Source organism: Streptomyces sp. NPDC002817 (assembly GCF_053592055.1).
Genome location: NZ_JBSFUY010000006.1, coordinates 399,028 through 419,159, shown reverse-complemented (window position 1 = coordinate 419,159; position 20,132 = coordinate 399,028). Strand labels below are relative to the sequence as shown.

The window sequence follows — 20,132 nt, the reverse complement described above, 5'->3', positions numbered from 1 at the left end:
GTTCTCGGTGCCGCGAACGCTCACGCGGCGATCCGCTCGGCGCTCTCCGCGGTGATGCCCCGGGTCGAGGCGATCACCGTCTTCAATTTCTTGGAGAGGGCCTCATAGAACATGCTCAGCGGAAACTCGTCCGGAAGCACGTCATCGACGAGCTTTCGCGGCGGCTGGGTAAGATCCAGGGCGTCCGGGCCCTTGGCCCAGCGGGAGCCCGGGTGCGGGGCGAGGTACTGCGACACCAGGCCGTAGGCGGCGAACCAGTGGACGAGCTTCGGGCGGTCGATGCCCGCCCGGTAGAGGTCCTCGATCTCGGCGCACAGCTGGTTGGTGACCTGCGGGGCGCGCTGCCAGTCGATGTGCAGCTTGTTGTCGGTCCAGCGGACGACGTCGTGCTTGTGCAGGTAGGCGAAGAGCAGCTGGCCGCCGAGGCCGTCGTAGTTGCGGACGCGCTCACCGGTGACCGGGAAGCGGAACATGCGGTCGAAGAGCACCGCGAACTGCACGTCGCGGGCCTGCGAGACGCCTTCCGCCTCCAGCTTCACGGCCTCCTTGAAGGCGGTGAGGTCGCAGCGCAGCTCTTCGAGGCCGTACATCCAGAACGGCTGGCGCTGCTTGATCATGAACGGGTCGAAGGGCAGGTCGCCGTGGCTGTGGGTGCGGTCGTGGACCATGTCCCACAGGACGAAGGCCTCCTCGCAGCGCGTCTGGTCGTGGACCATCGCGGCGACGTCCTCGGGCAGCTCCAGGCCCAGGATGCCGACGGCGGCGTCGGTCACCCGGCGGAAGCGGGCGGCCTCGCGGTCACAGAAGATGCCACCCCAGGAGAATCGTTCCGGCGCCTCGCGCACGGCGATGGTCTCCGGGAAGAGGACGGCCGAGTTGGTGTCGTAGCCGGCCGTGAAGTCCTCGAACTTGATACCGCAGAACAGCGGGTTGTCGTAGCGCGTGCGCTCCAGCTCGGCCAGCCACTCGGGCCAGACCATGCGCAGCACGACCGCTTCGAGATTGCGGTCGGGGTTGCCGTTCTGGGTGTACATCGGGAAGACGACCAGGTGCTGGAGACCGTCCGCGCGCCCCTTGGCGGGCTGGAAGGCCAGCAGCGAGTCGAGGAAGTCGGGCACCTCGAAGCCACCGTCGGTCCAGCGCTCCAGGTCCTTGACCAGGGCCTCGTGGTAGGCGCTGTCGTGCGGGAGCAGCGGCGCCAGCTCCTCCACGGCGTCGACGACCTGGCGTACGACGGCCGCGGCGTCCGCGCGCGCCGGGGCGCCCTCGGCGGTGAAGTCGATCGACCCGTCCTTGGCCTGCCAGGGCCGGATCCGCTCCACGGCATCCTTGAGCACGGGCCAAGCCGGGTGCTCCACCACCCTGGTCGCGGGAGGAGCCTGCTCCCCCGTCGCCGCCTGCACAAGAATTTCCGTCATGCCCCATCCTCCACGGGAGAACCTCGCGTCAGGACACCGTATGCATATGGGCTTCCTTCCAGCAAGTGTGGACTCGGGAAATTATCCTGCGCGCCCGCATGGTCACGGAACTTTTTCCTGTCGGATGCCTTGAGGGCCACTCAGGTGGGTATACATGGATCTCTCGGCGGACCCGCGTGGTCAATGTCCGCAGGACTCGCCCACCCCAGGGTGACCACCCGGAGCCGTACCGGGCAGGTCCGCCCCTCGTGTCACCCCGATCCCCCGTGTACGCGCGGGTACATCACCGGCCGGGCGCACTAGGCTGCGGATCTGCCCGCGCGATCGTCCGCTCCGGTCCGCGCGGACGCCGAGCCGCCGTCGACGGAAGCGAGTTGTACCTTGAACTTCCTTACCATCGGTCATCGCGGGGTCATGGGTCTCGAACCCGAGAACACCCTCCGTTCCTTCGTGGCCGCCCAACAGGCCGGCCTCGACGTCATCGAACTCGACCTGCACCTGAGCAAGGACGGTGCCCTGGTCGTCATGCACGACACGGACGTGGACCGCACGACCGACGGGACCGGTCCGATCGCCGAGAAGACCCTCGCAGAACTACGCGCCCTGGACGCGGGCCGCGGTGAGCGCGTACCCGTCTTCGAGGAGGTCCTGGACGCGGTGCGGTCGCCGCTCCAGGCCGAGATCAAGGACATGCAGGCGGCCCGGGCACTGGCCGAGGTCATGCTCAGGCGGGACCTGGTCGCCCGGGTGGAGGTGTCCTCGTTCCATGACGAGGCGATCGCCGAGATCTCCCGCCTGGTGCCGGGCGTACGGACCGCGCTGATCGCCAGCCGGTACGGCACCGACATCGTGGACCGCGCCGTCGAGGCCGGTGCCGCGACCGTCTGTCTGAACATCCGCCGGATCACGCTGGAGGTCGTGGAGGCCGCCCGCAAAGCGGATCTCAGGATCATCGGCTGGGTGGTGAACACACAGGACCATCTGCGGCTCGTACGGGCCCTGCAGCTGGACGGCGCGACCACCGACTACCCGGAGATCAAACGCACCGCCCGCTTCACCGCATAGCCCTCTGCATGAACGTCACACCAGCGGCTTGACCAGCAGCTCGAACTGAAGATCGTCGCGCTGCGGAACACCGAAGCGCTCGTCGCCGTACGGGAACGGGGTCATCCGGCCCGTACGGCGGTAGCCGCGGCGCTCGTACCAGGCGATCAGGTCGTCCCGTACGGAGATCACCGTCATCTGCATCTCCGTGGCGCCCCATTCCTCGCGGACCCGGCGCTCGGCCTCGGCGATGATCACCTTGCCGAGGCCGCCGCCCTGGAGCTTCGGGCTGACCGCGAACATCCCGAAGTAGGCGTGGGCCCCTCGGTGTTCGAGCTGGCAGCAGGCGACGACCTCGCCGTCGCGCTCGACGGCGAGCAGCCGGCTCTCGGGCGACTTGATGACCTCGAGAACGCCCTCGGGGTCGGTCCGCTGCCCCTCGAGGATGTCCGCCTCGGTGGTCCACCCCGTCCGGCTGGAGTCCCCGCGGTACGCCGACTCGATCAGCGCGACCAGGGCGTCCACATCGGTGTCGATGGCATCGCGGAAAGTGAGTCCAGCGGTCATGAGGCGTATCTCCGCTCTCGGGCACGGCACGGGCACGGACGAGCGTAGCGCTCCCACTAGGCTCCGCTGCATGGTGCATGTACTGAGCGGCCGAACCCTCCTCCACCCCACCGACCCCGAGCGTTCCCGGGTCTTCTACGGCGAGCAGCTCGGCCTCGGCGTCTACCGCGAGTTCGGCACGGGGCCCGAGCGCGGCACCGTCTACTTCCTCGGCGGAGGCTTCCTGGAGCTCTCGGGTCGCTCCGAGACGCCCCCGTCCGCGGCCGTGCAGCTGTGGATGCAGGTCGCGGATGTGACGGCCGCGCACGAGGAGCTGGCGGCGAAGGGCGTGGCGATCGTACGGCCGCCGGTGAAGGAGCCCTGGGGGCTGATCGAGATGTGGATCACCGATCCGGACGGCTGCAGGATCGTCCTCGTCGAGGTACCCGAAGACCACCCGATCCGCTTCCGCCCAGGCATCTGACGACCACCGCACAGAGAGCGGCCGGCACCGGCCGGCAGTGGCGCCACCCGGCGCCGCCTTGGGGGCCTGGACTCAAATACGGTCTCCCGTCGGGAAGTTGACCCTATCGGGCGACGGATATATGCATATCTTGGTGGATTTCTCAAAGGCGCCCGCGTCGCGTGCCACTCTGTGGCTGGCGCAACCGGCGCCTGCTCGAACCCCCACCCGTGAATGGAACTGATCAGCCATGCCCGAGCGCACCACTGTCCATGTGAAGCGGGAGGATTCGCGTCGCTTCCTCGACCTTCGGATCGGAGGTACACGCATCACGGTCGAGCGTGTGCCCGCCGGCCTGCTGATCCTCCTCGGAGCGCTGGCAGGCTCGGGGGCATCGGATGGTGGGTCGGGCAGTGACAGGCGAGCACCTGGGGCCGGAGCGCGGCGCCGGATGGCAGCGGCGGTCGAGCGGAGCTAGCGTGCGAAAGGGGACGCCCGCGTCGGCAGGAAGGCCGTGACGCCATGAAACTCGACAAGCCGGTGGCCGGTGGGCCCTGCTGGGCCGAGGTGGGAACCCCGGATCTGGAGGCCGGCCGGCACTTCTACGGCGAGCTCTTCGGCTGGCGGACGGAGACCGACTCCCGCGCGGAGATGGGCGGCTACACGATCGCGTACATGGGCCATCTCCCCGTCGCCGCGCTCGTGCCCTTGGGCGAGGAGCCGCAGCCGGTCACATGGTTCGTGACGTTCGCCGTGGCGGACGTCGACGCCACGGTGGAGAGGATCAAGTCGGCTGGTGGCACTGTGGTGTTCGAGCCCGGGGACGTTCCCGGCATGGGGCGCTTCGCGTCCGTCGCCGATCCGCAGGGCGCCGGTTTCCATGTGTGGCAGGCGGCGGGCTTCGAAGGGGCGGGCCTGCTCAACGAGCCGGGCTCGCTGGGCTGGGTGGAGCTGATGAGCAGGCAGCCCGAGCGGTCGGTGGACTTCTACACCACGGTGTTCGGCTGGAGTGTCAACGCTTCGGAGCACTACACACAGTGGGGCCTCGACGGCGCCGACTTCGGCGGCATGGTGACGATGGACGACAAGTTCCCGCCCGAGGTGCCGCCGCACTGGCTGCCGTACTTCGCGGTGGCGGACGTGGACACGAGCGCGGCCACGGCGACGGAGGCGGGCGGCACGGTCCTGATGGAGCCCACCACGGTGCCCGACAGTCTGCGCATCGCGGTGCTGCGGGATCCTCAAGGGGCGATGTTCGGGGTGTATCTGGCGGGTGCGGAGCGCTGAGACCTGAGGGGACGAATTCCCGGTGTCCCCGAAACACGCTTGCGTTGAAGTGCGCTCCACCTCGTAGCGTCGGCCGCACGAACCGTCCGGAGGGGGAACTGAGCGTGCGTTACACATTGTTCGGCAGGACCGGTCTGCGCGTGAGCGAGCTGAGCCTCGGCACGATGGTGATGGGTGAGGACCCGGGCGCCGGCTCCGACAAGGGGACCAGCGCCAAGCTCCTCGACGCCTACGCCGACGCGGGTGGCAATTTCATCGACACGGCCGACATCTACTCGGGCGGCAGCTCGGAGCGGATCCTGGGCGAGCTGCTGGAGGGTCGGCGCGATAAGTTCGTGCTGGCCAGCAAGTACACGTGCGGCACACGCGCGGGGGATGTCAACGCGGCCGGCAACCACCGCAAGAACCTGGCGCAGTCGGTGGAGGCGAGCCTGGAGCGGCTGCGCACCGACCGGCTCGACGTCCTGTGGGTGCACGCGCGGGACAACTTCACCCCGGTCGACGAGGTGATGCGGGCACTCGACGACCTCGTACGGACCGGGAAGGTGCTGTACGTCGGTGTCTCGGACTGGCCCGCCTGGGAGATCGCGCAGGCCAACACCCTCGCGGAGCTGCGGGGTTGGACCGCGTTCGCGGGTTCGCAGCTGCGCTACAACCTGCTGGAGCGGACACCGGAGCGTGAACTGCTGCCGCAGGCACGGGCGTTCGGCCAGGCGGTGCTGGCGTGGGCACCGCTGGCGGCCGGGAAGCTGACCGGTAAGTACCGGCGGGGCGAGTCGGGCCGGCTCGACTCCTGGGCCGGCAAGCCGAGCGCACAGGAGGAAGAGGTCGTCACCGCCGTCCTGGAGATCGCCGAGCAGGGCGGCTGGAGCCCGGCCCAGGTGGCGCTGGCCTGGCTGCTCCAGCGGCCCGGCAACATCGTTCCGATCATCGCGGCCACCAAGGAACACCAGCTCGCCGACAACCTCGGCAGCGTCGACGTCCGCCTCGACGCCGGCGCGGTCACCCGCCTGGACGAGGTGAGCGCGGTGTCGCTGGGCTTCCCGCACGACTTCGTACGGGACCCGGACGTCGTCCGGACGATCTACGGCGACCGCTGGGCGGACATCGACGACCGACGCTCCGGGTACCGGCGTACGGCGACCGACGTCCTCTAGTCCCCCCTGGTCCCTTCTAGTCGACGAAGTAGCTGTCGTGGCGGACGCGGAACTGCTCGAGTTCCGCGCCACCACGCCGCGTCATCTCCGCGACCCGCTCGAAGTACTCCTCGCGCGGGGCGCCCGGGGAGAAGAGCATGAGCATGGACATCGGCTCGTCGGTCACGTTCCTGAAGGCGTGCAGACCGCCGACCGGCACGTACAGGAAGTCGCCCGCGCGGCCCGTGACCCACTTCTCGCCGTCGTAGAGCTCCAGTTCGCCCGACAGGACGTAGAAGGACTCCGACATCGCCTTGTGGAAGTGGGTTCTGGCGCCGGCGGACCGCGGGCCCAACTCCGCTTTGTAGAGGCCGAACTCGCCGCCGGTCGAGTCGTGGGTGGCGAGGTAGTGGGTCGAACCGCCCGGCGAGGAGAGGTCCGCGGGGGTGTCGGCGGGGCGGAAGACGGCGTTCACCTCACCCTTGTCGCCGTGGTAGCGGGGCTCCGGGTACGGGAGTTGTTCCGGGTAGGACATGATGCGCTCCTTCTGGCAGGTCTTCACCGGAAGGGTCGCTCGCGCCCCCGGACGGCGGCATCGGGCCTCCGGACGATCTCGGCGGGTCCGGGAACGAGGGCCTCGGACCTAGTCCTGGTCCGGGAGGCGGTCGTCAGGCGAGCGGCGTCACTGTCACCGAGTCGAGGACCGGGGCGTGGGCGGAGCGCTGTCCGTAGGCGTTCCTCGTGGTGCCGTCGAAGTGGGGGAGCTCGTCGGCGGTGAACGTGACGGTGTTCGCGCCCTGTTGGAGGGTGACGGGGACGGAGAGCTGCCAGAAGTTGTTGAAGTGGAAGGTGGTGGGGAACAGGACGCGGCGTGTGTCGTCCCCGTTGACGGTGATGTCCGCGTGACGGCAGACCGGGTCCGGGTTGTAGTGGGTGCTCGGCGGCTGCTCGCCGTTGGAATAGCGGATCGTCAGCGCGTGGCGTCCGGGGCGGTCCGCCGTCACCGTCAGGGTGAGCGCGTTGGCGGGGCCGCGGCCGATGCCGTCGACGGCCTTGCCGCCGGTGGCGTAGGAGAACGCGGTCACCTTCGCGGTGCCGGCGAGCACGCCCTCCTCCGCGGGATACGTCGTGGTCGGCAGCAGCCCGCGCGACGGACCGACGGTCAACTCCTCCACGAGGAGCTCTTCCCCGGTCGCCGTGACCGTGACCTTGTTGACGCCCCCGGCGAGGAAGACGGACAGGTCCGCGGCCCCGGTCCGCCCGATCTCCTCCCCGTTGACCGTCAGCAGCCCCTCGCCGTCTCCGCGGAGGCCGACGGTCGCCTCCCCGTCGTCGGCCGCGTGCACCCAGAAGGTCGCGCTCCCACCGCTCGGAAGCACGGCGGCGGGGCCGCTCACGCGCGCTCCGTCGGCGAGGGCCGCGTACGCGGCGTCGTACCGCGCGCCCCTCTCCGTGTCGCGCAGGACCAGGTCCAGCCGGTCGACGACCGCGTCACCCCGGGTGGCACCGAGGTCGGGGTCCTGTGCCGCGAGAGTGATCCGGTGACGGCCCGCGGTCAGCTCCACCTCGGTGTCGGTATGGCCCCAGACCGCCCGCTTGTAGCCGAGCGGCAGCAGGAGCTCGCGCGGGTTCTCGCCGTCGACGCGCAGGAACACGTTGGTGGGACCGTGCTCCCGCACCGGTTCGGCGAGGTTGTGCGCATTGGCGTAGACACGGATCTCGTACGTCCCGTCCCGCGGGACCTCGACGTCGAAGGCGAGCACGCCGTCGGAGCCGGTGCGCAGACCGCCGACGTGGTGGCCGCCGGAGGTGGCGAACTTGTCGACGTCCGCCGGGGACCCCTCGGGACCGTTCTTCGAGTAGCCGCCGCCCGTGTAGGTGGCGTCCTCGGCCTCGTAGGCCCTCCGCCAGCCTGCCGGCGGCTGCGGGCGCACGGGCCCCTCGCCGCCGGGCGACAGGATCAGTTGGTAGGCGGACATCTCGTCGAGGCCGGTCAGGGGCAGCGTCACCCTGCCGTCCAGCACCGGGAGTACCTCCTCCGTCAGGATCAGCGGCTGGGCGGAGGCGCCGAGTTGGCCCGTCCAGGGGATCTCCTGGAGCCGTGCGCGGACGGTCGCGCCGAAGAGGTCGAGCCGCTTGACGACGATGTCGGCGGAACCGCTCGACCCTCCGAACAGCACCCGCGCCTGCCGCTTCTCCCGGTCGAGCGTGGCGACACCCTGGAGCGTGTACTGGACGTTGGGCCGGGGCGCGGTCACCGCGACCGTGTTCCCGGTCATCTGGCCGTAGGCGTTGAACAGCCACCACTGCCCGTTGGCCTTGTTCGCCTCGACGGCCGAGTCGTTGAGGTTGCCTGCGATGTTCCAGTACGCCATGTCGGCGTCGACCTTGGACTCCTCGATCGCGGCGATCCACTGGATCATCTGCCCGGGGACGGACAAGTGGTAGTTGTGGGCGTATTCGTTGACGTTGACGGGCAGTGGCCCGATGCCCAACTCCTGTTCCCACTCGCGGTACTTGGCGACGTTCGTGCGGACCTCGTCCGGCGAGGACAGTTCGTGCCAGGTGATCACGTCGGGCAGGACGTCGTGTTCCTTGGCGAAGGCGAGGAAGCCCTTGACCTCGGGATACAGGATGCAGGTGTTGGGTCCGGCGACACGGGCGTCCGGGTCGAGGCCCTTGATCAGCCGGTAGACGTCCCGCCAGGCGGCGAAGTAGTGCCTCGGGTCGGTGTGCCACGAGATGCCGTCGTAGCTCCACTCCCCGTCGCCGAACATGTTGCCCTCGGGTTCGTTGAACGGGACGTAGACGACGTGGGACTTCAACTCACCCATGGTCAGGACCTGTTCGACCTGCTTGCGGATGCTCTCCGTGAAGCCGGCCAGCCGTTCCTCACCGGTGGCGCCGGGCCACTCGTAGGGGAAACCGCGCAGGATGTCCGGCATGTAGAGGTAGACGTCCTGGCCACCGGCCGCGACGAAGGACGGCAGGATCTCCAGGGCGTCCGCGCCGGGGTGCTGGATGCCGTCCTGGGCCTTGGTGGCGACCGTACGGACGTACATGCCCTCGACGACGGCACGGCTGGGCACACCGTCGCCGTAGAGGCCGTAGAGCGTGCCGCTCGCGCCGCCGTGGAAGGGGCCCGTCTCGGTGCCGAGATCGACGGTGAGCGTTTCGGCTGCCACGGCATCTCTCTTTCGTCCGGTATTTCGCACATGAGTCGGCGAATCGAACCGAACCTAGGGAGCGGGTGTGGATCACGTCAATGGAGGGGCCGCTTCCGAAATTTCCGAAGCGGCCGATCAGACGCGGAGCGCTCCCAGACGGCCTTCCAGCTGCGTCAGCAACTCGCCGAGCAGTGAGGCCAGTTCTCCCTGCTTCCTCCCGTCCAGCACGGACAGCACGGCGGTCTCGTACGCGAGCTGCTCGGGCAGGATCCCGTCGACGAGATCGCGGCCGGCGTCCGTGAGGCGGAGGTGGACGACCCGGCGGTCGCGGGTGTCGCCCCGGCGTTCGACCAGTCCGCGCTCGGTGAGCTGCTTGAGGCGCTTGGTGACGGCCGCGCCCGAGGAGAAGGTCTCACGGGCCAGCTCGCCGGGGGTCAGTTCATGGCCGGTGCGACGGAGCGCGCCGAGCAGGTCGAACTCGGGGCGGCTGAGACCGGCCCGGCGCAGGGGGGCGTCCTCGGCCTGCTGGAGGAGGGCGGCGGAGCGGTTGATGCGGCCGATGATCTCCATGGGTCCGGTGTCGAGGCCGGGATGGACGGCCTGCCACTGCCGGACGACCGCCGCGACCGTGTCCGTCCTCGGGCCGTCTCCCCCGCTGGTCTCCGCCGTCATGGCCGTACGTCCTCCGTCGTCGCGCTGGTCAGCCGTCGTGTCGTCGCGGCGAGCGTACGGTGTCCCGCCTGCTCGGCGAGCACGACCCGCTCCTGAGGCAGGGCGCGCTGCCACCATTCGCCGGACGCGGCGTCCACGGTGGCACGGAGCTCGACCAGGGCGGCGGCCAGGGTCCGGTGTGCCGACTCCAGGGCGGCGGGGGCGGGGTACGGCTCGGCGAGGAGGCGGGCGGTGCGCTCGCGGGCGCGGTCGACGGCGCTCAGGGCGTGCTCGATGCGGTCGCCGGCGCGCCGGTTGGTGACGGCGAGCGCGGCTCCGAAGCCGACCAGGGCGCCGACGACGGTGTCCACGACCCGCTCGGTGATCAGCCGGCCGGGCTCCTGGAAGCCGGCGAACTCGGTGATGAGCAGCGCCATCGGGGTCACGCAGACGCTGCCGAGCCAGTAGTTGCGGCTGATCAGCGCCTCGGCGCCGAAGTTGAAGGCGAGGCAGCACAGGACGAGGGCGGCCGGGCCGAGGTGGGCGAGCGGGACGACGGCGGCGAAGAGGAGGACGCCGGCGAGGTTGCCGACGACGCGCTGGACGCCACGGCTCCAGGTGAGGGTGAGGTTGGCCTGGTAGAGGGAGGCGGCGGTGACCAGGGCCCAGTACGGGCGGCCGACACCGAGGGCCAGGGAGGCGTATCCGGCGAGGGCGCACCCGAGGGCGGTACGCAGGGCGAGCGGGGCCAGGGGACCGAGTCGGCGCCACAACGGGACGCTTTCAAGGCCGAGTTCGGCGTCGATGCCGAGCAGTTCACCCCGGTCCTCGATCCGCGGGACCGGTCCGTTGCCGCGCAGGTCGCGCGCCCAGGCCCGCAGCCGTTCCGGGTCGGTGTCGGCGGGGGCGGCGAGGGCGACCTCGGCACGGACGACGAGGCGGTCGAGGGCGCGGCGGGGCTCGGTGCGGGCGCCGGCGGACAGCAGCGCCTGCCAGGCGGCCTGGACGGCGGCGACCGCGGCGGCCCTGGCGCGGGGGTCGTCGGGCTTCTCGGCGTACGCGGCGGCGGTGCGCAGCGCGTGGGCGGTGGCCCGGCGTTCCGGGCCGTGCGGGCGGACCAGGCCGGGTGCCATGCCGATGAGCCACGCCCAGACGCCCGCCGCGGCGGCGAGGGCCAGGTGGCCGGGGACCTGGGCGAGGGTCTGTGGGGCGAACAGGGCGGCGGTGCTGATGAAGGTGAAGATCACGTTGCCGGGCGGGCCGATGCGAGCCGCGTCACACAGTGCCTTCTGCGTCGCGGCCAGGAGGGCGCCGACCGTGACCAGTGCCACGGCGCTCGTGGTGAGCGACGCGGCGACGAGGGCGACGGCGAGGCCGGCGAGCATGCCGAGCACGACCCAGGCCAGGGTGCGGGCCCGGGCGACGTAGGGGCGGTTGTGGGCGTACAGCGCGCACAGGGAGCCGGCCATGGTGTACATCGCCAGGTCGAGGCGACCGAGCGCCAGCAGGGTCAGGTTGGGCGGGGCGACCGCGACGACCACGCTCAGGGCGGGCTTGAACCAGATGTCCGAGGGTCGGCCGAGGCGCAGGACGCCAGCGAGGGGGAGACGTGGGGTCGCGCTGCTCATACCCATAACCTTAGCAGGTGTTTTACTCATAAACGATTTCGTTGGACAGTCGCTGACCTGCCGTGCTCCGCCGAATGCTCCCCGTGTACACCCTTGCGCCCGCGTGCGCGCCACGGGAGCGGGGCATCGCATCCCTGACCGACCGTCGAGCGGGGAGGTGCGTGTGCACGGACCGGCTTCGCCCGGCTGGCTGCTGGTGACGCTGTGCGCGGCGACCGGCGCCTACTGTCTGCTGCGGATGCGCAGCGAGGTCGAGGAGCAGCGCCGTGCGGCGGGCGGCGAGGCACTCATGGGCTTCGGCATGGCCGCGATGGCCGTACCGGCCGCGGTGTTCACCCCGCCGGCGTGGACCTGGTCGGTCTATGCCCTCGTGTTCGGCGCGGCGGCCGTGCGGGCCCTGTGGGCGGCACGGGCGAGCACCCACCATCTGCACCACCTGGTGGGGGCGTCGGCCATGGTCTACATGGCGGTCGTGATGGCCGCCTCGCCCGGGCATCACGCGGGATCCGGGATCCCCTTGCTGACCGGGGTGTTGCTCCTCTACTTCGCGGGGTACGTCCTGTTGTCCGGAGTGCGGCTGGTGCCCGTGGCCGCCGGAGGCGGGACCGTCGGCTGGGGCGACCGGCCGGAGCTGGCGCGGGCGTGCCGGCTGTCGATGGGGATCGCCATGGTCGCGATGCTGGCGACGCTCTGAACGCCTCCGTGTCCTGCGTCACTTTGCCCTCGTGGGCCGTACCCCTGGGCGGTGAGCCGCTCATAGGGTGCTCCCATGATGGTCCCCGCGGCACTGTTGCTGCTCGGCGCGCTGACCGCCGTCCTCGCCCCTCGGCTGCTCGCCCGGGTCGACTGGGTGGACCGTGAACCCGTGGTCGCCCTGTGGGTGTGGCAGTGCGCGGTGGCGGCCGTACTCCTGTGCTGCGCCCTGTCGATGACGCTCAGCGCGGCCGCGGCCTGGCAGGCGGTCCGCGGCCATGTCTTCGCGCCGGCGCCGTCCGGGGTCGTGGAGGCGTACGCGCTCGGCAGGGGCGGCAGCTGGGCGGCGACGACCGCGGTGACGCTGGCGCTGGGCGGGGTGTGGAGCGCGGCGATGCTGGTCCGGGAGGTCGTACGGGCGCGTGCGCGGCGTCGGCTGCGCAGGGCCGAACTCCTGGTGCGGGCCCCGATGTTGCCCGGCGAGGAGCGGGCCACCGGTCGTCTCGTGGTCCTGGAGGGCGAGCGCCCCGACGTCTGGTGGCTGCCCGGGTCGGCGCCCCAACTGGTGATCACCACGGCCGCGTTGCGCCGCCTGAAGGGGCGGCAGCTGGACGCTCTGCTGGCCCACGAGGAGGGTCACGCGCAGGCGCGGCACGACTGGCTGCTGCACAGTTCCGGCGCGTTGGCGGGCGGGTTTCCGCAGGTTCCGGTGTTCGCCGCGTTCCGCGACGAGATGCACCGGCTCGTCGAGCTCGCCGCGGACGACATGGCCTCGCGCCGCTTCGGGCGTCTGACGACCGCGCTGGCGCTGGTGGAACTCAACGAGGACCGGGGGGTGTTCGGCCCCTGCCCGACCCCGCAGGCCCATGTCCCGCAGCGGGTGAACCGGTTGCTCACTCCCCCGGACCGGCTCACGGCGGCCCGTCGGCTGCGCCTGACGGCGACGGCGGCACTGGTGCCGGTGGTTCCGGTCCTGGTGGCGTTCGTGCCGGGATTGCGGGCGCTCGGATAGGGCCTGTCCGGCGGAATTCGCCTCCTGCCCCGCCGGTCGGCGAGGATCGTAGTATGCACTCGCCGCCCGTCGACGCCCCGTCCCGCCCGCAGGACCAGCGCACCGCCCTCCGCTCGGCCGGTGTTCTGACCGTGTGCTCCATACTGCTGCTCACCCTGGTCGCGGTCCGGTGGCATCCCCTGATGAGTCTCGACCAGGACATCGCGACGACCACGCACCGCTGGGCGGTGGACGAGTCAGGGCTCACTCAGGCCTTCCGCATCCTCACGGACTGGGTGTGGGACCCGTGGACGATGCGGTTGCTGTGCACGGTGGTCGCGCTGTGGCTGATGTGGCGGCGCCAAGCATGGTGGACGGCCCTGTGGCTGGGGATCACGTGCTTGCTGGGCACCCTGTTGCAACAGGGGCTCAAGGCCGCCGTCGACCGTCCCCGCCCGGTCTGGCCGGACCCCGTCGACTCGGCCCGCTACGCGGCCTACCCCTCCGGCCACGCCATGACGGCCACGGTCGTCTGCGGCCTCCTGCTGTGGCTCCTGCATCACCATGGCGCCGACCGCCGCGTCTTCCGCACGGTCCTGGCCGTCTCCCTCCTCTCCGTCGTCGGCGTCGGCCTCACCCGTATCTGGCTCGGCGTCCACTGGACCTCGGACGTCGTGGGCGGCTGGCTGCTGGGGGTGCTGGTGGTGGCCGTGGCGGTGCTGGTGCACGCACGGCGAAGGACGTGAGCTACCGCTACGTGGGACCGGCGGAGATCCGGGCGGCGGTCCGCCCCGGCTCCGAGGGCCGTGCCATCGGCTCCCCGGCCGACCTGGGCGCCTGGGTGACCGAGCGCGGCGAGGCCGAGGCGCGGGAGCCGTACACCTTCGTCGTGGACCCGGACGGCCGGCTGCGGCTCGCGCCGCGGCGCAGCGAGCACGTGGCCTGCGCGGGCGGCCGTCCCGTGCTGGCGGCGGGCGAGATGGCCTTCAGCCGCGCGTCCGGGCCGTGGACGGCCCACGAGATCAGCAACCAGTCGACCGGCTACTGCCCGGACCTCACGTCGTGGCGCGCGGTCGCCCATGCCCTGGAGGCCGCCGGTGTCGGCCATCCCGGCCGCTTCACCCACGAGGTGGTCTTCCGTCGCTGCGAGCGGTGCCGGGAGTGTTCCGTGGTGCGTGAGGGCGAGTTCGTGTGCGTGTTCTGCGGCAGTGATCTTCCGGTCGAGTGGAACGTCGACTCGTAGGATCTCGGCATGATCGCAGTGCTGTTCGACTTCTCCGGGACCCTGTTCCGCATCGAGTCCACCGAGTCCTGGCTGCGCGCAACGCTCGCGGAGTCCGGGATCGCGCTCCCCGAGGCCGAGATCACCGCGGCGGCGAAGGCGCTGGAGGTGGCGGGGGCGTTGCCGGGCGGGGCGAATCCGGTGCGGGTGCCCGAGGAACTGGCGAGCCGGTGGGCGACCCGGGACGAGAGCGCCGAGCTGCACCGGGCCACCTACACCGGGCTCTCGCGGCAGGTGCCGTTGCCCGACCCGCGGCTGCACGACAAGCTCTACGACCGCCACCGGTCACCGTCCGCCTGGCAGCCCTACCCGGACGCCGCCGAGGTGCTCCGGGTGCTGCGCGAGCGCGGGGTCGGCGTCGGGATCGTGAGCAACATCGGGTGGGACCTGCGGCCCGTGTTCCGGGAGCACGGCCTCGACCCGTACGTCGACGCCTATGCCCTGTCGTACGAGCACGGCGTCCAGAAGCCGGATCCGCGACTGTTCGCCCTCGCCTGCGAGAGCCTCGGGGCCGACCCGCGCAGGACCCTGATGGTCGGTGACGACCGCCGGGCCGACGGCGGTGCGGCCGCGCTGGGGTGCGGGCTGCACTTCGTGGACCATCTGCCGGTGGCCCAGCGCCCGGACGGGCTGCTGGCGGTGCTGGATCTCATGGACGGGGCTCGGGAGAACATCGCCGGTAAGTAGCCTCAGGCCACCACTGAGGCGGAAAAACCGCCCGCCTCGGGCGATCCCCCGCGTCGCCCGAGACAGACGGCAGCCCTGACCAGCCGTTTCACCGGCCGGTCCGGACGTGCTGAGTATAGTTGGCTGGTAACCAGTCAACGCAGGAGTTACAGCATGTCCCCGCGCAGCGCCTCGGTCAATGAAGAGTTGCGCCGCCGTTCCCGGGAGCGGCTCCTGCAGGCCGCGCTCGAGCTGGTCTCCGAGCACGGCTACGAGGCGACGACGCTCGGCGACATCGCGGACCGAGCCGGCTCGGCGCGCGGGCTGACGTCGTACTACTTCCCCGGCAAACGCCAGCTCGTGCAGTCCGCCGTGCACCGGCTGATGCACCGCACGCTGGAGGAGGCGCTGGAGCGCGAGCCGCGCACCGACGACGGCAGGGAGCGGATGGCGCGGGCCATCGACGCGATCCTGGGCCTGGCCCGGGAGCGGCCCGTACTGATGCGCCAGCACATGGCCGGACTGCTGCACGCCGAGGGTTTCATGCCGTGCCCGGAACAGCGCCGCCTGGCCGAACTGCTACGGGACACCGTCGCCCGCAACGGCTCGAAGGACGTCGACGCCGACTACCCGATGCTGCGCGCCCTGCTCATGGGCTCGGTCTACGCCGCCCTGGTGCCCGGCGCGCCGATGCCCATCCCGGTGCTGCGGGCCGAGTTGTTCGGGCGCTACCGGCTGGACTGGGAACTGGGCGTCCCGCCGGACACCGATGAGGCGTCCGACGGGACGTACGAGACCGATCTGTCGCGCTTCTTCGCGACCGGGGATCCCGCGGCCGGTCAGTCGAAGTAGTCGGGCTGCGTCTGGACGTTGAGCTCGTCCAGCCGGACCCACTTCGCCGGGTCCGTGCGCCGGTCCTTGATCTTCAGGACGTCGAAGCCCTTGGCGATGTCGTTCGAGTAGATGTAGCCGTTGTAGTAGTACGCCGACCAGGGACCGGCGGTGGTGAGCTGCTCGGTGTTGACCGGGCCGCGCTCGAAGTAGGCGATCTCCTTCGGCTTGGAGGAGTCGGTGAAGTCCCAGACGGAGACGCCGCCCTGGTACCAGGCCTGGACCATGATGTCCTTGCCCTTGACCGGGATCAGCGAGCCGTTGTGGGCCACGCAGACCTCGACGTCGGCCTGGTGGCGGGGGATCTTGAAGTAGCTGCGGAAGACCAGCTTGCGCTTGTCACCCTTGCCGACGATGTCGTAGATGCCGTCGGCGCCGCGGTTCGGACCGATCGCCGCGTTGCAGGTGGCCGCGCCGCCGCCGCCCAGCTCGTCGGTGAAGACGACCTTGTTGGCCTTCTGGTTGAAGGTCGCCGAGTGCCAGAACGCGAAGTTGACGTTGTCCTGCACCCGGTCGACGACCTTCGGGTTCTCGGGGTCCTTGATGGAGAACAGGATGCCGTCGCCCATGCAGGCACCCGCCGCCAGGTCCTTCGAGGGCAGCACCGTGATGTCGTGGCAGCCGGTGGTCTTGGAGACGCCAGGGTTGGTGGGCCCACCGGGGTTGCCGCCGCCGTCCGGGCCCTCACCCGGGAACAGCACCGGGAAGCTCACGACCGCCGCCTTCTGCGGGGATTTGCGCGGCACCTTGATGACGGAGATGCCGTCGTGCGGCGGCTGGCAGTCGGGGTACGCGGCGTTCGGCGAGTACGAGGAGACGTAGACATAGACGTTCTTGCGCTCGGGCACCAGGGTGTGGGTGTGCGAGCCGCACGCGGTCTCGACGGCGGCGACGTACTTCGGGTTCGCCTTGTCGCTGATGTCGAAGACCTTGATGCCCTCCCAGGAGGACTTCTCCGTCGCGGGCTGCGTGGTGCTGTTGCAGCTGTTGTCGGTGCGCGAGGAGTCGGTCGACAGGAAGAGCAGGTCGCCGGAGACCGAGATGTCGTTCTGGGAACCGGGGCACAGGACCTGGGAAACGGTCCTCGGTGCCTTCGGGTTGCTGATGTCGTAGATGACGAAGCCGTCGAAGTTGCCGGAGAAGGCGTACTTGCCCTGGAACGCCAGGTCCGAGTTGAGACTCGCCAAAGCCTTGGGCGAGTTGGCCACATGCTCGATGTTGTCGGAGTGGACGATCTCGTCCTTGCCGGGTATCTCGCCGTCGGCTATCGCGGCCCGGACCTCGGCCTCGGTGCTCTGGGACACTTCCTCGCCCACGGTCGAGCCGTCCCCGGGGTCGGGGGTCGCGGCCGCGGGTCCCGCCGTCAGCAGCGCCGCCAGGAGCCCGGCCGCGGCCGTGGCAACTCCCGGTCGTCTGTGCCGCGTTCGGGGATTCTTCAACAGGATCACTGTTTCCTCCCTAGTTCCGTTCACCTCGGAACGGGTCACGCACCACCGAAGTATTGTCTTCGCCATGCACATACCAACAGGGGGCAACAAGATCGCAATGAAGTTTTTCGCTCCGGTGGCCCTCACCGCCCTCGCGATGCTGGGACTTGGGGCCTGCGACGCGGACTCGGACGCGACGCCGGCCCCGAGCGGACCGTCGGTGCTCGTGCCCGGCAAGCCCGGCGAGGCGAACCGCACCCTCTCCGCCGACGAGGCCGCGGACCAGCGCGCCGAGGACGACTCCCCCAACTCGGCGGACGTCTCGTACGCCCGGATGATGATCGAGCACCACACGCAGGCACTGGAGTTGACCGAACTCGCCCCGGAGCGCGCGCAGTCCACGAAGGTCGAGAAGCTGGCCGAGCGGATCAAGGCCTCCCAGGGGCCGGAGATCGCCGCCATGCGGAGCTGGCTGAAGACATACGACAAGGAGGAGACCCAGGGCGGCGACGCGCACGACCACGCCTCCATGCCCGGGATGGCCACCGAGGCACAGATCGACAAGCTGCGGGCCGCCAAGGGCAAGGCCTTCGACCAGCTCTTCCTCACCCTGATGATCACGCATCACGAAGGGGCGATCACCATGGCCACCGACGTGAAGGGTCAGGGCAACAACATCCGGATCGAGGAGATGGCCGACGACGTGGTCGCCCAGCAGACGGCCGAGATCTCCCGGATGCGGGACATGCAGTAGAGGCCCTCGCCGACCGCAACAGCCGCACTCAGCGCCGGGCGTGACGTGGCGTCAGGTACCCGGCGTCGCGCGCCTGCGCGATCAACCGGAGCGACTTGCGGCGGCTGTGGCCGGTCGCGCACATCACCGCGAGCACCGGGTCGACGCCGTCCTCCTGGGCCGCCCGGTACTCCTGGGCGAGCAGCAGTCGGCCTTCGACTCCACGCGGCCAGGCCGGCCGGGCACGCCGCGATCCGGCCGGCTCGTCCTCCCCTTCCGCCGGTCCGGCACCGCACGCCTCGAAGAGCGGACCCTCGATCCAGTCGGCGAACACCGCGAGGTCGTCCAGGGAGAGCGCCGGCTGGGCCCGGACGTCCTCGATCGAGACCTGCCTCTCGGCCACGACGGCGAGCGCCTCGACCCGGGCACCGTCGGTGAACGCCAGCCGGACGTTGAACCAGGCTGTCGCGCCCTCGCCCTCCCGCACTTCCCACGCGGGCCACACGGACACGGCACCGTCCGTCGGGCAACGATCAGAAAGATTAAGAAACGATGCTTCTAGCACACACGCAACGTAACCGCATGATCACTTTCCATACCAACGGACACGCGTCCACGGACCCGTACAGCACCCTGTCAGCGCAGCAGCGACGGTGCGATGCTGGAGGCATCAGCGATCTCCTCTGATCCCTCGGATAAGGAGTACCGCCGTGCTTCGTGTCGCCGTCGTCGGCTCCGGGCCGAGCGGGTGCTACACCGCCCAGAGTCTCGTCCAGCTGGATCCGTCGGTCCACGTCGATGTCCTGGACCGGCTGCCGTGCCCGTACGGCCTGGTGCGCTACGGGGTGGCGCCGGACCACGAGAAGATCAAGTCCCTCCAGAACAATCTGCGCACGGTCCTGGAGCACGAGCGGGTGCGCTTCCTCGGCGGGGTGCGGGTGGGCGAGGACGGGGTGCCCGCCGCCCGGCTGCGGGAGCTGTACCACGCGGTCGTGTACTGCGTGGGGGCCGCCACCGACCGGCATCTGGGCGTTCCCGGCGAGGACCTGCCGGGCAGCTGGTCGGCGACCGAGTTCGTGTCCTGGTACAGCGCCCATCCGGACGCCGTCGACGACGGCTTCGTCCGCGACGCCCGCTCGGCCGTGGTCATCGGCGTGGGGAACGTCGCGGTCGACGTGGCGCGGATGCTGGCCCGGGGCGCCGCGGAGCTGAGCCCCACGGACATGCCGCAGGCGGCGCTCTCCGCGCTGGCCGCGAGCCGGGTGACCGAGGTCCACATGGTGGGCCGGCGAGGCCCTTCCCAGGCCCGCTTCACCACCAAGGAGCTGCGCGAGCTGGGCGGTCTGCCGGACACGGAAGTGACGGTGGATCCGGAGGAGTTGGCGCTGGATCCGGCGTACCTCGACCCCTCCGCGCTGGCCGCCGCACCGCGCCGCAATGTGGAGGTGCTGCGCGGCTGGGCCACGGCTCCGGGGCGGTCCGCGTCACGCCGGATCCGTTTGCGCTTCTTCCTGCGTCCGGTCGAACTCCTCGCCGCGAACAGGCGGGTTGGCGTGGTGCGCTTCGAGCGGACGGTGCCGGACGGACGGGGCGGGGTGACGGGGACGGGCCGGTACGAGGACATCCCGGCCCAGTTGGTGCTGCGATCGGTGGGCTATCGCGGGGTGCCGCTGGAGGGGCTGCCGTTCGACCCCGCGACCTGCACGGTGCCGCACCTCGCCGGGCGGGTGCTGCGCGAGGGGGCCGTCGCGCCGGGTGAGTACGTGGCGGGGTGGATCAAGCGGGGGCCGACCGGGGTGATCGGCACGAATCGGCCGTGTGCGAAGGAGACGGTGACGTCGTTGATCGAGGATGCCGGGATGCTCGTACGCGAAGAGCTGCCCGGTGATCCGCTGGCGGGGCTGCGGGCGGACGGGATCGAGCCGGTGGAGTGGGCGGGCTGGTGCGCGATCGAGCGTGCGGAGGCGGAACTAGGGGCATCGCTGGGACGGGGAGTGGTGAAACTCCCGGATTGGCAGTCCCTGATGATCGCGGCGCACGGCAACGCCGGTTAGGGGCACGGGGAACTGCGCGACCAGTCACACACGACCCGCACCCGGAAACGAAGCA

General features: G+C 70.6%; 20 protein-coding genes. 12 read left to right on the top strand and 8 right to left on the bottom strand.

What is annotated here, in order from left to right:
* Nucleotides 1-20: 20 nt before the first annotated feature.
* On the bottom strand, nucleotides 21-1,418 hold the full coding sequence (locus tag ACWD3I_RS15365) for a DUF6421 family protein (RefSeq protein ID WP_365408302.1): 1,398 nt from the start codon (nucleotides 1,416-1,418) through the stop codon (nucleotides 21-23).
* Nucleotides 1,419-1,799: 381 nt separating this feature from the next.
* Here ACWD3I_RS15365 and ACWD3I_RS15360 point away from each other — a divergent pair, with 381 nt between their 5' ends.
* Nucleotides 1,800-2,483 (top strand): glycerophosphodiester phosphodiesterase, encoded by a 684-nt coding sequence (locus ACWD3I_RS15360; protein ID WP_046257149.1) that lies wholly within the window; start codon nucleotides 1,800-1,802, stop codon nucleotides 2,481-2,483.
* Nucleotides 2,484-2,498: 15 nt separating this feature from the next.
* Here the strand turns inward: ACWD3I_RS15360 and ACWD3I_RS15355 are convergent, their stop codons facing one another.
* Nucleotides 2,499-3,029 (bottom strand): GNAT family N-acetyltransferase, encoded by a 531-nt coding sequence (locus tag ACWD3I_RS15355; RefSeq protein ID WP_046257150.1) that lies wholly within the window; start codon nucleotides 3,027-3,029, stop codon nucleotides 2,499-2,501.
* A 70-nt stretch (nucleotides 3,030-3,099) separates the two neighbouring features.
* On the opposite strand from ACWD3I_RS15355, the gene ACWD3I_RS15350 reads away from it, so the two are divergent.
* The 3 genes from ACWD3I_RS15350 (at nucleotide 3,100) to ACWD3I_RS15340 (ending at nucleotide 5,915) form a co-directional block, all read left to right on the top strand.
* The gene (locus ACWD3I_RS15350) at nucleotides 3,100-3,492 is read left to right on the top strand and encodes a VOC family protein (RefSeq protein WP_365408298.1); all 393 of its coding nucleotides are present in this window, start codon (nucleotides 3,100-3,102) and stop codon (nucleotides 3,490-3,492) included.
* Nucleotides 3,493-3,993: 501 nt separating this feature from the next.
* Nucleotides 3,994-4,758, top strand: coding sequence for a VOC family protein (locus tag ACWD3I_RS15345; protein WP_365408296.1), 765 nt, complete (start codon nucleotides 3,994-3,996; stop codon nucleotides 4,756-4,758).
* Nucleotides 4,759-4,862: 104 nt separating this feature from the next.
* The gene (locus ACWD3I_RS15340) at nucleotides 4,863-5,915 is read left to right on the top strand and encodes an aldo/keto reductase (protein WP_365408293.1); all 1,053 of its coding nucleotides are present in this window, start codon (nucleotides 4,863-4,865) and stop codon (nucleotides 5,913-5,915) included.
* A 16-nt stretch (nucleotides 5,916-5,931) separates the two neighbouring features.
* On the opposite strand, the gene ACWD3I_RS15335 is transcribed toward ACWD3I_RS15340, so the two are convergent.
* The 4 genes from ACWD3I_RS15335 to ACWD3I_RS15320 form a co-directional block, all read right to left on the bottom strand.
* Complete coding sequence (locus tag ACWD3I_RS15335) at nucleotides 5,932-6,429, bottom strand: cupin domain-containing protein (protein ID WP_365408290.1); 498 nt, start codon at nucleotides 6,427-6,429, stop codon at nucleotides 5,932-5,934.
* A gap of 133 nt (nucleotides 6,430-6,562) precedes the next feature.
* Entirely contained in the window at nucleotides 6,563-9,109 is a 2,547-nt protein-coding gene (locus ACWD3I_RS15330) for a cellulosome protein (RefSeq protein WP_451084102.1), read from the bottom strand.
* An 87-nt stretch (nucleotides 9,110-9,196) separates the two neighbouring features.
* Nucleotides 9,197-9,733: a MarR family winged helix-turn-helix transcriptional regulator gene (locus ACWD3I_RS15325; protein WP_365408284.1), complete on the bottom strand. Its 537-nt coding sequence runs from the start codon at nucleotides 9,731-9,733 to the stop codon at nucleotides 9,197-9,199.
* Complete coding sequence (locus ACWD3I_RS15320) at nucleotides 9,730-11,340, bottom strand: FUSC family protein (protein ID WP_365408282.1); 1,611 nt, start codon at nucleotides 11,338-11,340, stop codon at nucleotides 9,730-9,732. Before ACWD3I_RS15320 ends, ACWD3I_RS15325 begins: the two co-directional genes overlap by 4 nt.
* Nucleotides 11,341-11,503: 163 nt before the next feature.
* Between ACWD3I_RS15320 and ACWD3I_RS15315 the strand changes: the two genes are divergently transcribed.
* From ACWD3I_RS15315 to ACWD3I_RS15290, 6 genes are all read left to right on the top strand, one after another.
* Entirely contained in the window at nucleotides 11,504-12,034 is a 531-nt protein-coding gene (locus ACWD3I_RS15315; RefSeq protein ID WP_365408279.1) for a DUF5134 domain-containing protein, read from the top strand.
* 75 nt (nucleotides 12,035-12,109) lie between these two features.
* Nucleotides 12,110-13,045 carry a M56 family metallopeptidase gene (locus ACWD3I_RS15310; RefSeq protein ID WP_365408276.1) on the top strand — a complete coding sequence of 312 codons (936 nt, stop codon included), beginning with the start codon at nucleotides 12,110-12,112 and terminating at the stop codon, nucleotides 13,043-13,045.
* Nucleotides 13,046-13,098: 53 nt separating this feature from the next.
* Nucleotides 13,099-13,770, top strand: a complete 672-nt coding sequence (locus ACWD3I_RS15305) for a phosphatase PAP2 family protein (RefSeq protein WP_365408273.1) — start codon at nucleotides 13,099-13,101, stop codon at nucleotides 13,768-13,770.
* A complete protein-coding gene (locus ACWD3I_RS15300; RefSeq protein WP_365408270.1) occupies nucleotides 13,767-14,267 on the top strand; it encodes a hypothetical protein in 501 nt (166 codons plus the stop codon). The genes ACWD3I_RS15305 and ACWD3I_RS15300 overlap by 4 nt, the downstream gene beginning before the upstream one ends.
* Nucleotides 14,268-14,276: 9 nt before the next feature.
* The gene (locus ACWD3I_RS15295) at nucleotides 14,277-14,993 is read left to right on the top strand and encodes an HAD family hydrolase (protein ID WP_365408267.1); all 717 of its coding nucleotides are present in this window, start codon (nucleotides 14,277-14,279) and stop codon (nucleotides 14,991-14,993) included.
* Between the two features lie 153 nt (nucleotides 14,994-15,146).
* Complete coding sequence (locus tag ACWD3I_RS15290) at nucleotides 15,147-15,824, top strand: TetR/AcrR family transcriptional regulator (protein ID WP_365408264.1); 678 nt, start codon at nucleotides 15,147-15,149, stop codon at nucleotides 15,822-15,824.
* Here the strand turns inward: ACWD3I_RS15290 and ACWD3I_RS15285 are convergent.
* Nucleotides 15,812-17,311, bottom strand: coding sequence for an LVIVD repeat-containing protein (locus ACWD3I_RS15285; protein ID WP_365408262.1), 1,500 nt, complete (start codon nucleotides 17,309-17,311; stop codon nucleotides 15,812-15,814). The genes ACWD3I_RS15290 and ACWD3I_RS15285 overlap by 13 nt on opposite strands.
* Before the next feature lie 97 nt (nucleotides 17,312-17,408).
* Between ACWD3I_RS15285 and ACWD3I_RS15280 the strand changes: the two genes are divergently transcribed.
* On the top strand, nucleotides 17,409-18,044 hold the full coding sequence (locus ACWD3I_RS15280; protein ID WP_365408259.1) for a DUF305 domain-containing protein: 636 nt from the start codon (nucleotides 17,409-17,411) through the stop codon (nucleotides 18,042-18,044).
* A gap of 28 nt (nucleotides 18,045-18,072) precedes the next feature.
* On the opposite strand, the gene ACWD3I_RS15275 is transcribed toward ACWD3I_RS15280, so the two are convergent.
* Complete coding sequence (locus ACWD3I_RS15275) at nucleotides 18,073-18,534, bottom strand: DUF6214 family protein (RefSeq protein ID WP_365408257.1); 462 nt, start codon at nucleotides 18,532-18,534, stop codon at nucleotides 18,073-18,075.
* Nucleotides 18,535-18,733: 199 nt separating this feature from the next.
* Between ACWD3I_RS15275 and ACWD3I_RS15270 the strand changes: the two genes are divergently transcribed.
* On the top strand, nucleotides 18,734-20,077 hold the full coding sequence (locus tag ACWD3I_RS15270; RefSeq protein ID WP_365408254.1) for an FAD-dependent oxidoreductase: 1,344 nt from the start codon (nucleotides 18,734-18,736) through the stop codon (nucleotides 20,075-20,077).
* The last annotated feature ends 55 nt before the right edge of the window (nucleotides 20,078-20,132 follow it).

What these genes read in the sequence shown, in the direction of transcription:
- ACWD3I_RS15365 (WP_365408302.1), bottom strand. Translation starts at nt 1,418, where the DNA reads ATGACGGAAATTCTTGTGCAGGCGGCGACGGGGGAGCAGGCTCCTCCC.
- ACWD3I_RS15355 (WP_046257150.1), bottom strand. Translation starts at nt 3,029, where the DNA reads ATGACCGCTGGACTCACTTTCCGCGATGCCATCGACACCGATGTGGAC.
- ACWD3I_RS15350 (WP_365408298.1), top strand. Translation starts at nt 3,100, where the DNA reads ATGGTGCATGTACTGAGCGGCCGAACCCTCCTCCACCCCACCGACCCC.
- ACWD3I_RS15345 (WP_365408296.1), top strand. Translation starts at nt 3,994, where the DNA reads ATGAAACTCGACAAGCCGGTGGCCGGTGGGCCCTGCTGGGCCGAGGTG.
- ACWD3I_RS15335 (WP_365408290.1), bottom strand. Translation starts at nt 6,429, where the DNA reads ATGTCCTACCCGGAACAACTCCCGTACCCGGAGCCCCGCTACCACGGC.
- ACWD3I_RS15325 (WP_365408284.1), bottom strand. Translation starts at nt 9,733, where the DNA reads ATGACGGCGGAGACCAGCGGGGGAGACGGCCCGAGGACGGACACGGTC.
- ACWD3I_RS15320 (WP_365408282.1), bottom strand. Translation starts at nt 11,340, where the DNA reads ATGAGCAGCGCGACCCCACGTCTCCCCCTCGCTGGCGTCCTGCGCCTC.
- ACWD3I_RS15310 (WP_365408276.1), top strand. Translation starts at nt 12,110, where the DNA reads ATGATGGTCCCCGCGGCACTGTTGCTGCTCGGCGCGCTGACCGCCGTC.
- ACWD3I_RS15305 (WP_365408273.1), top strand. Translation starts at nt 13,099, where the DNA reads ATGCACTCGCCGCCCGTCGACGCCCCGTCCCGCCCGCAGGACCAGCGC.
- ACWD3I_RS15295 (WP_365408267.1), top strand. Translation starts at nt 14,277, where the DNA reads ATGATCGCAGTGCTGTTCGACTTCTCCGGGACCCTGTTCCGCATCGAG.
- ACWD3I_RS15290 (WP_365408264.1), top strand. Translation starts at nt 15,147, where the DNA reads ATGTCCCCGCGCAGCGCCTCGGTCAATGAAGAGTTGCGCCGCCGTTCC.
- ACWD3I_RS15280 (WP_365408259.1), top strand. Translation starts at nt 17,409, where the DNA reads ATGAAGTTTTTCGCTCCGGTGGCCCTCACCGCCCTCGCGATGCTGGGA.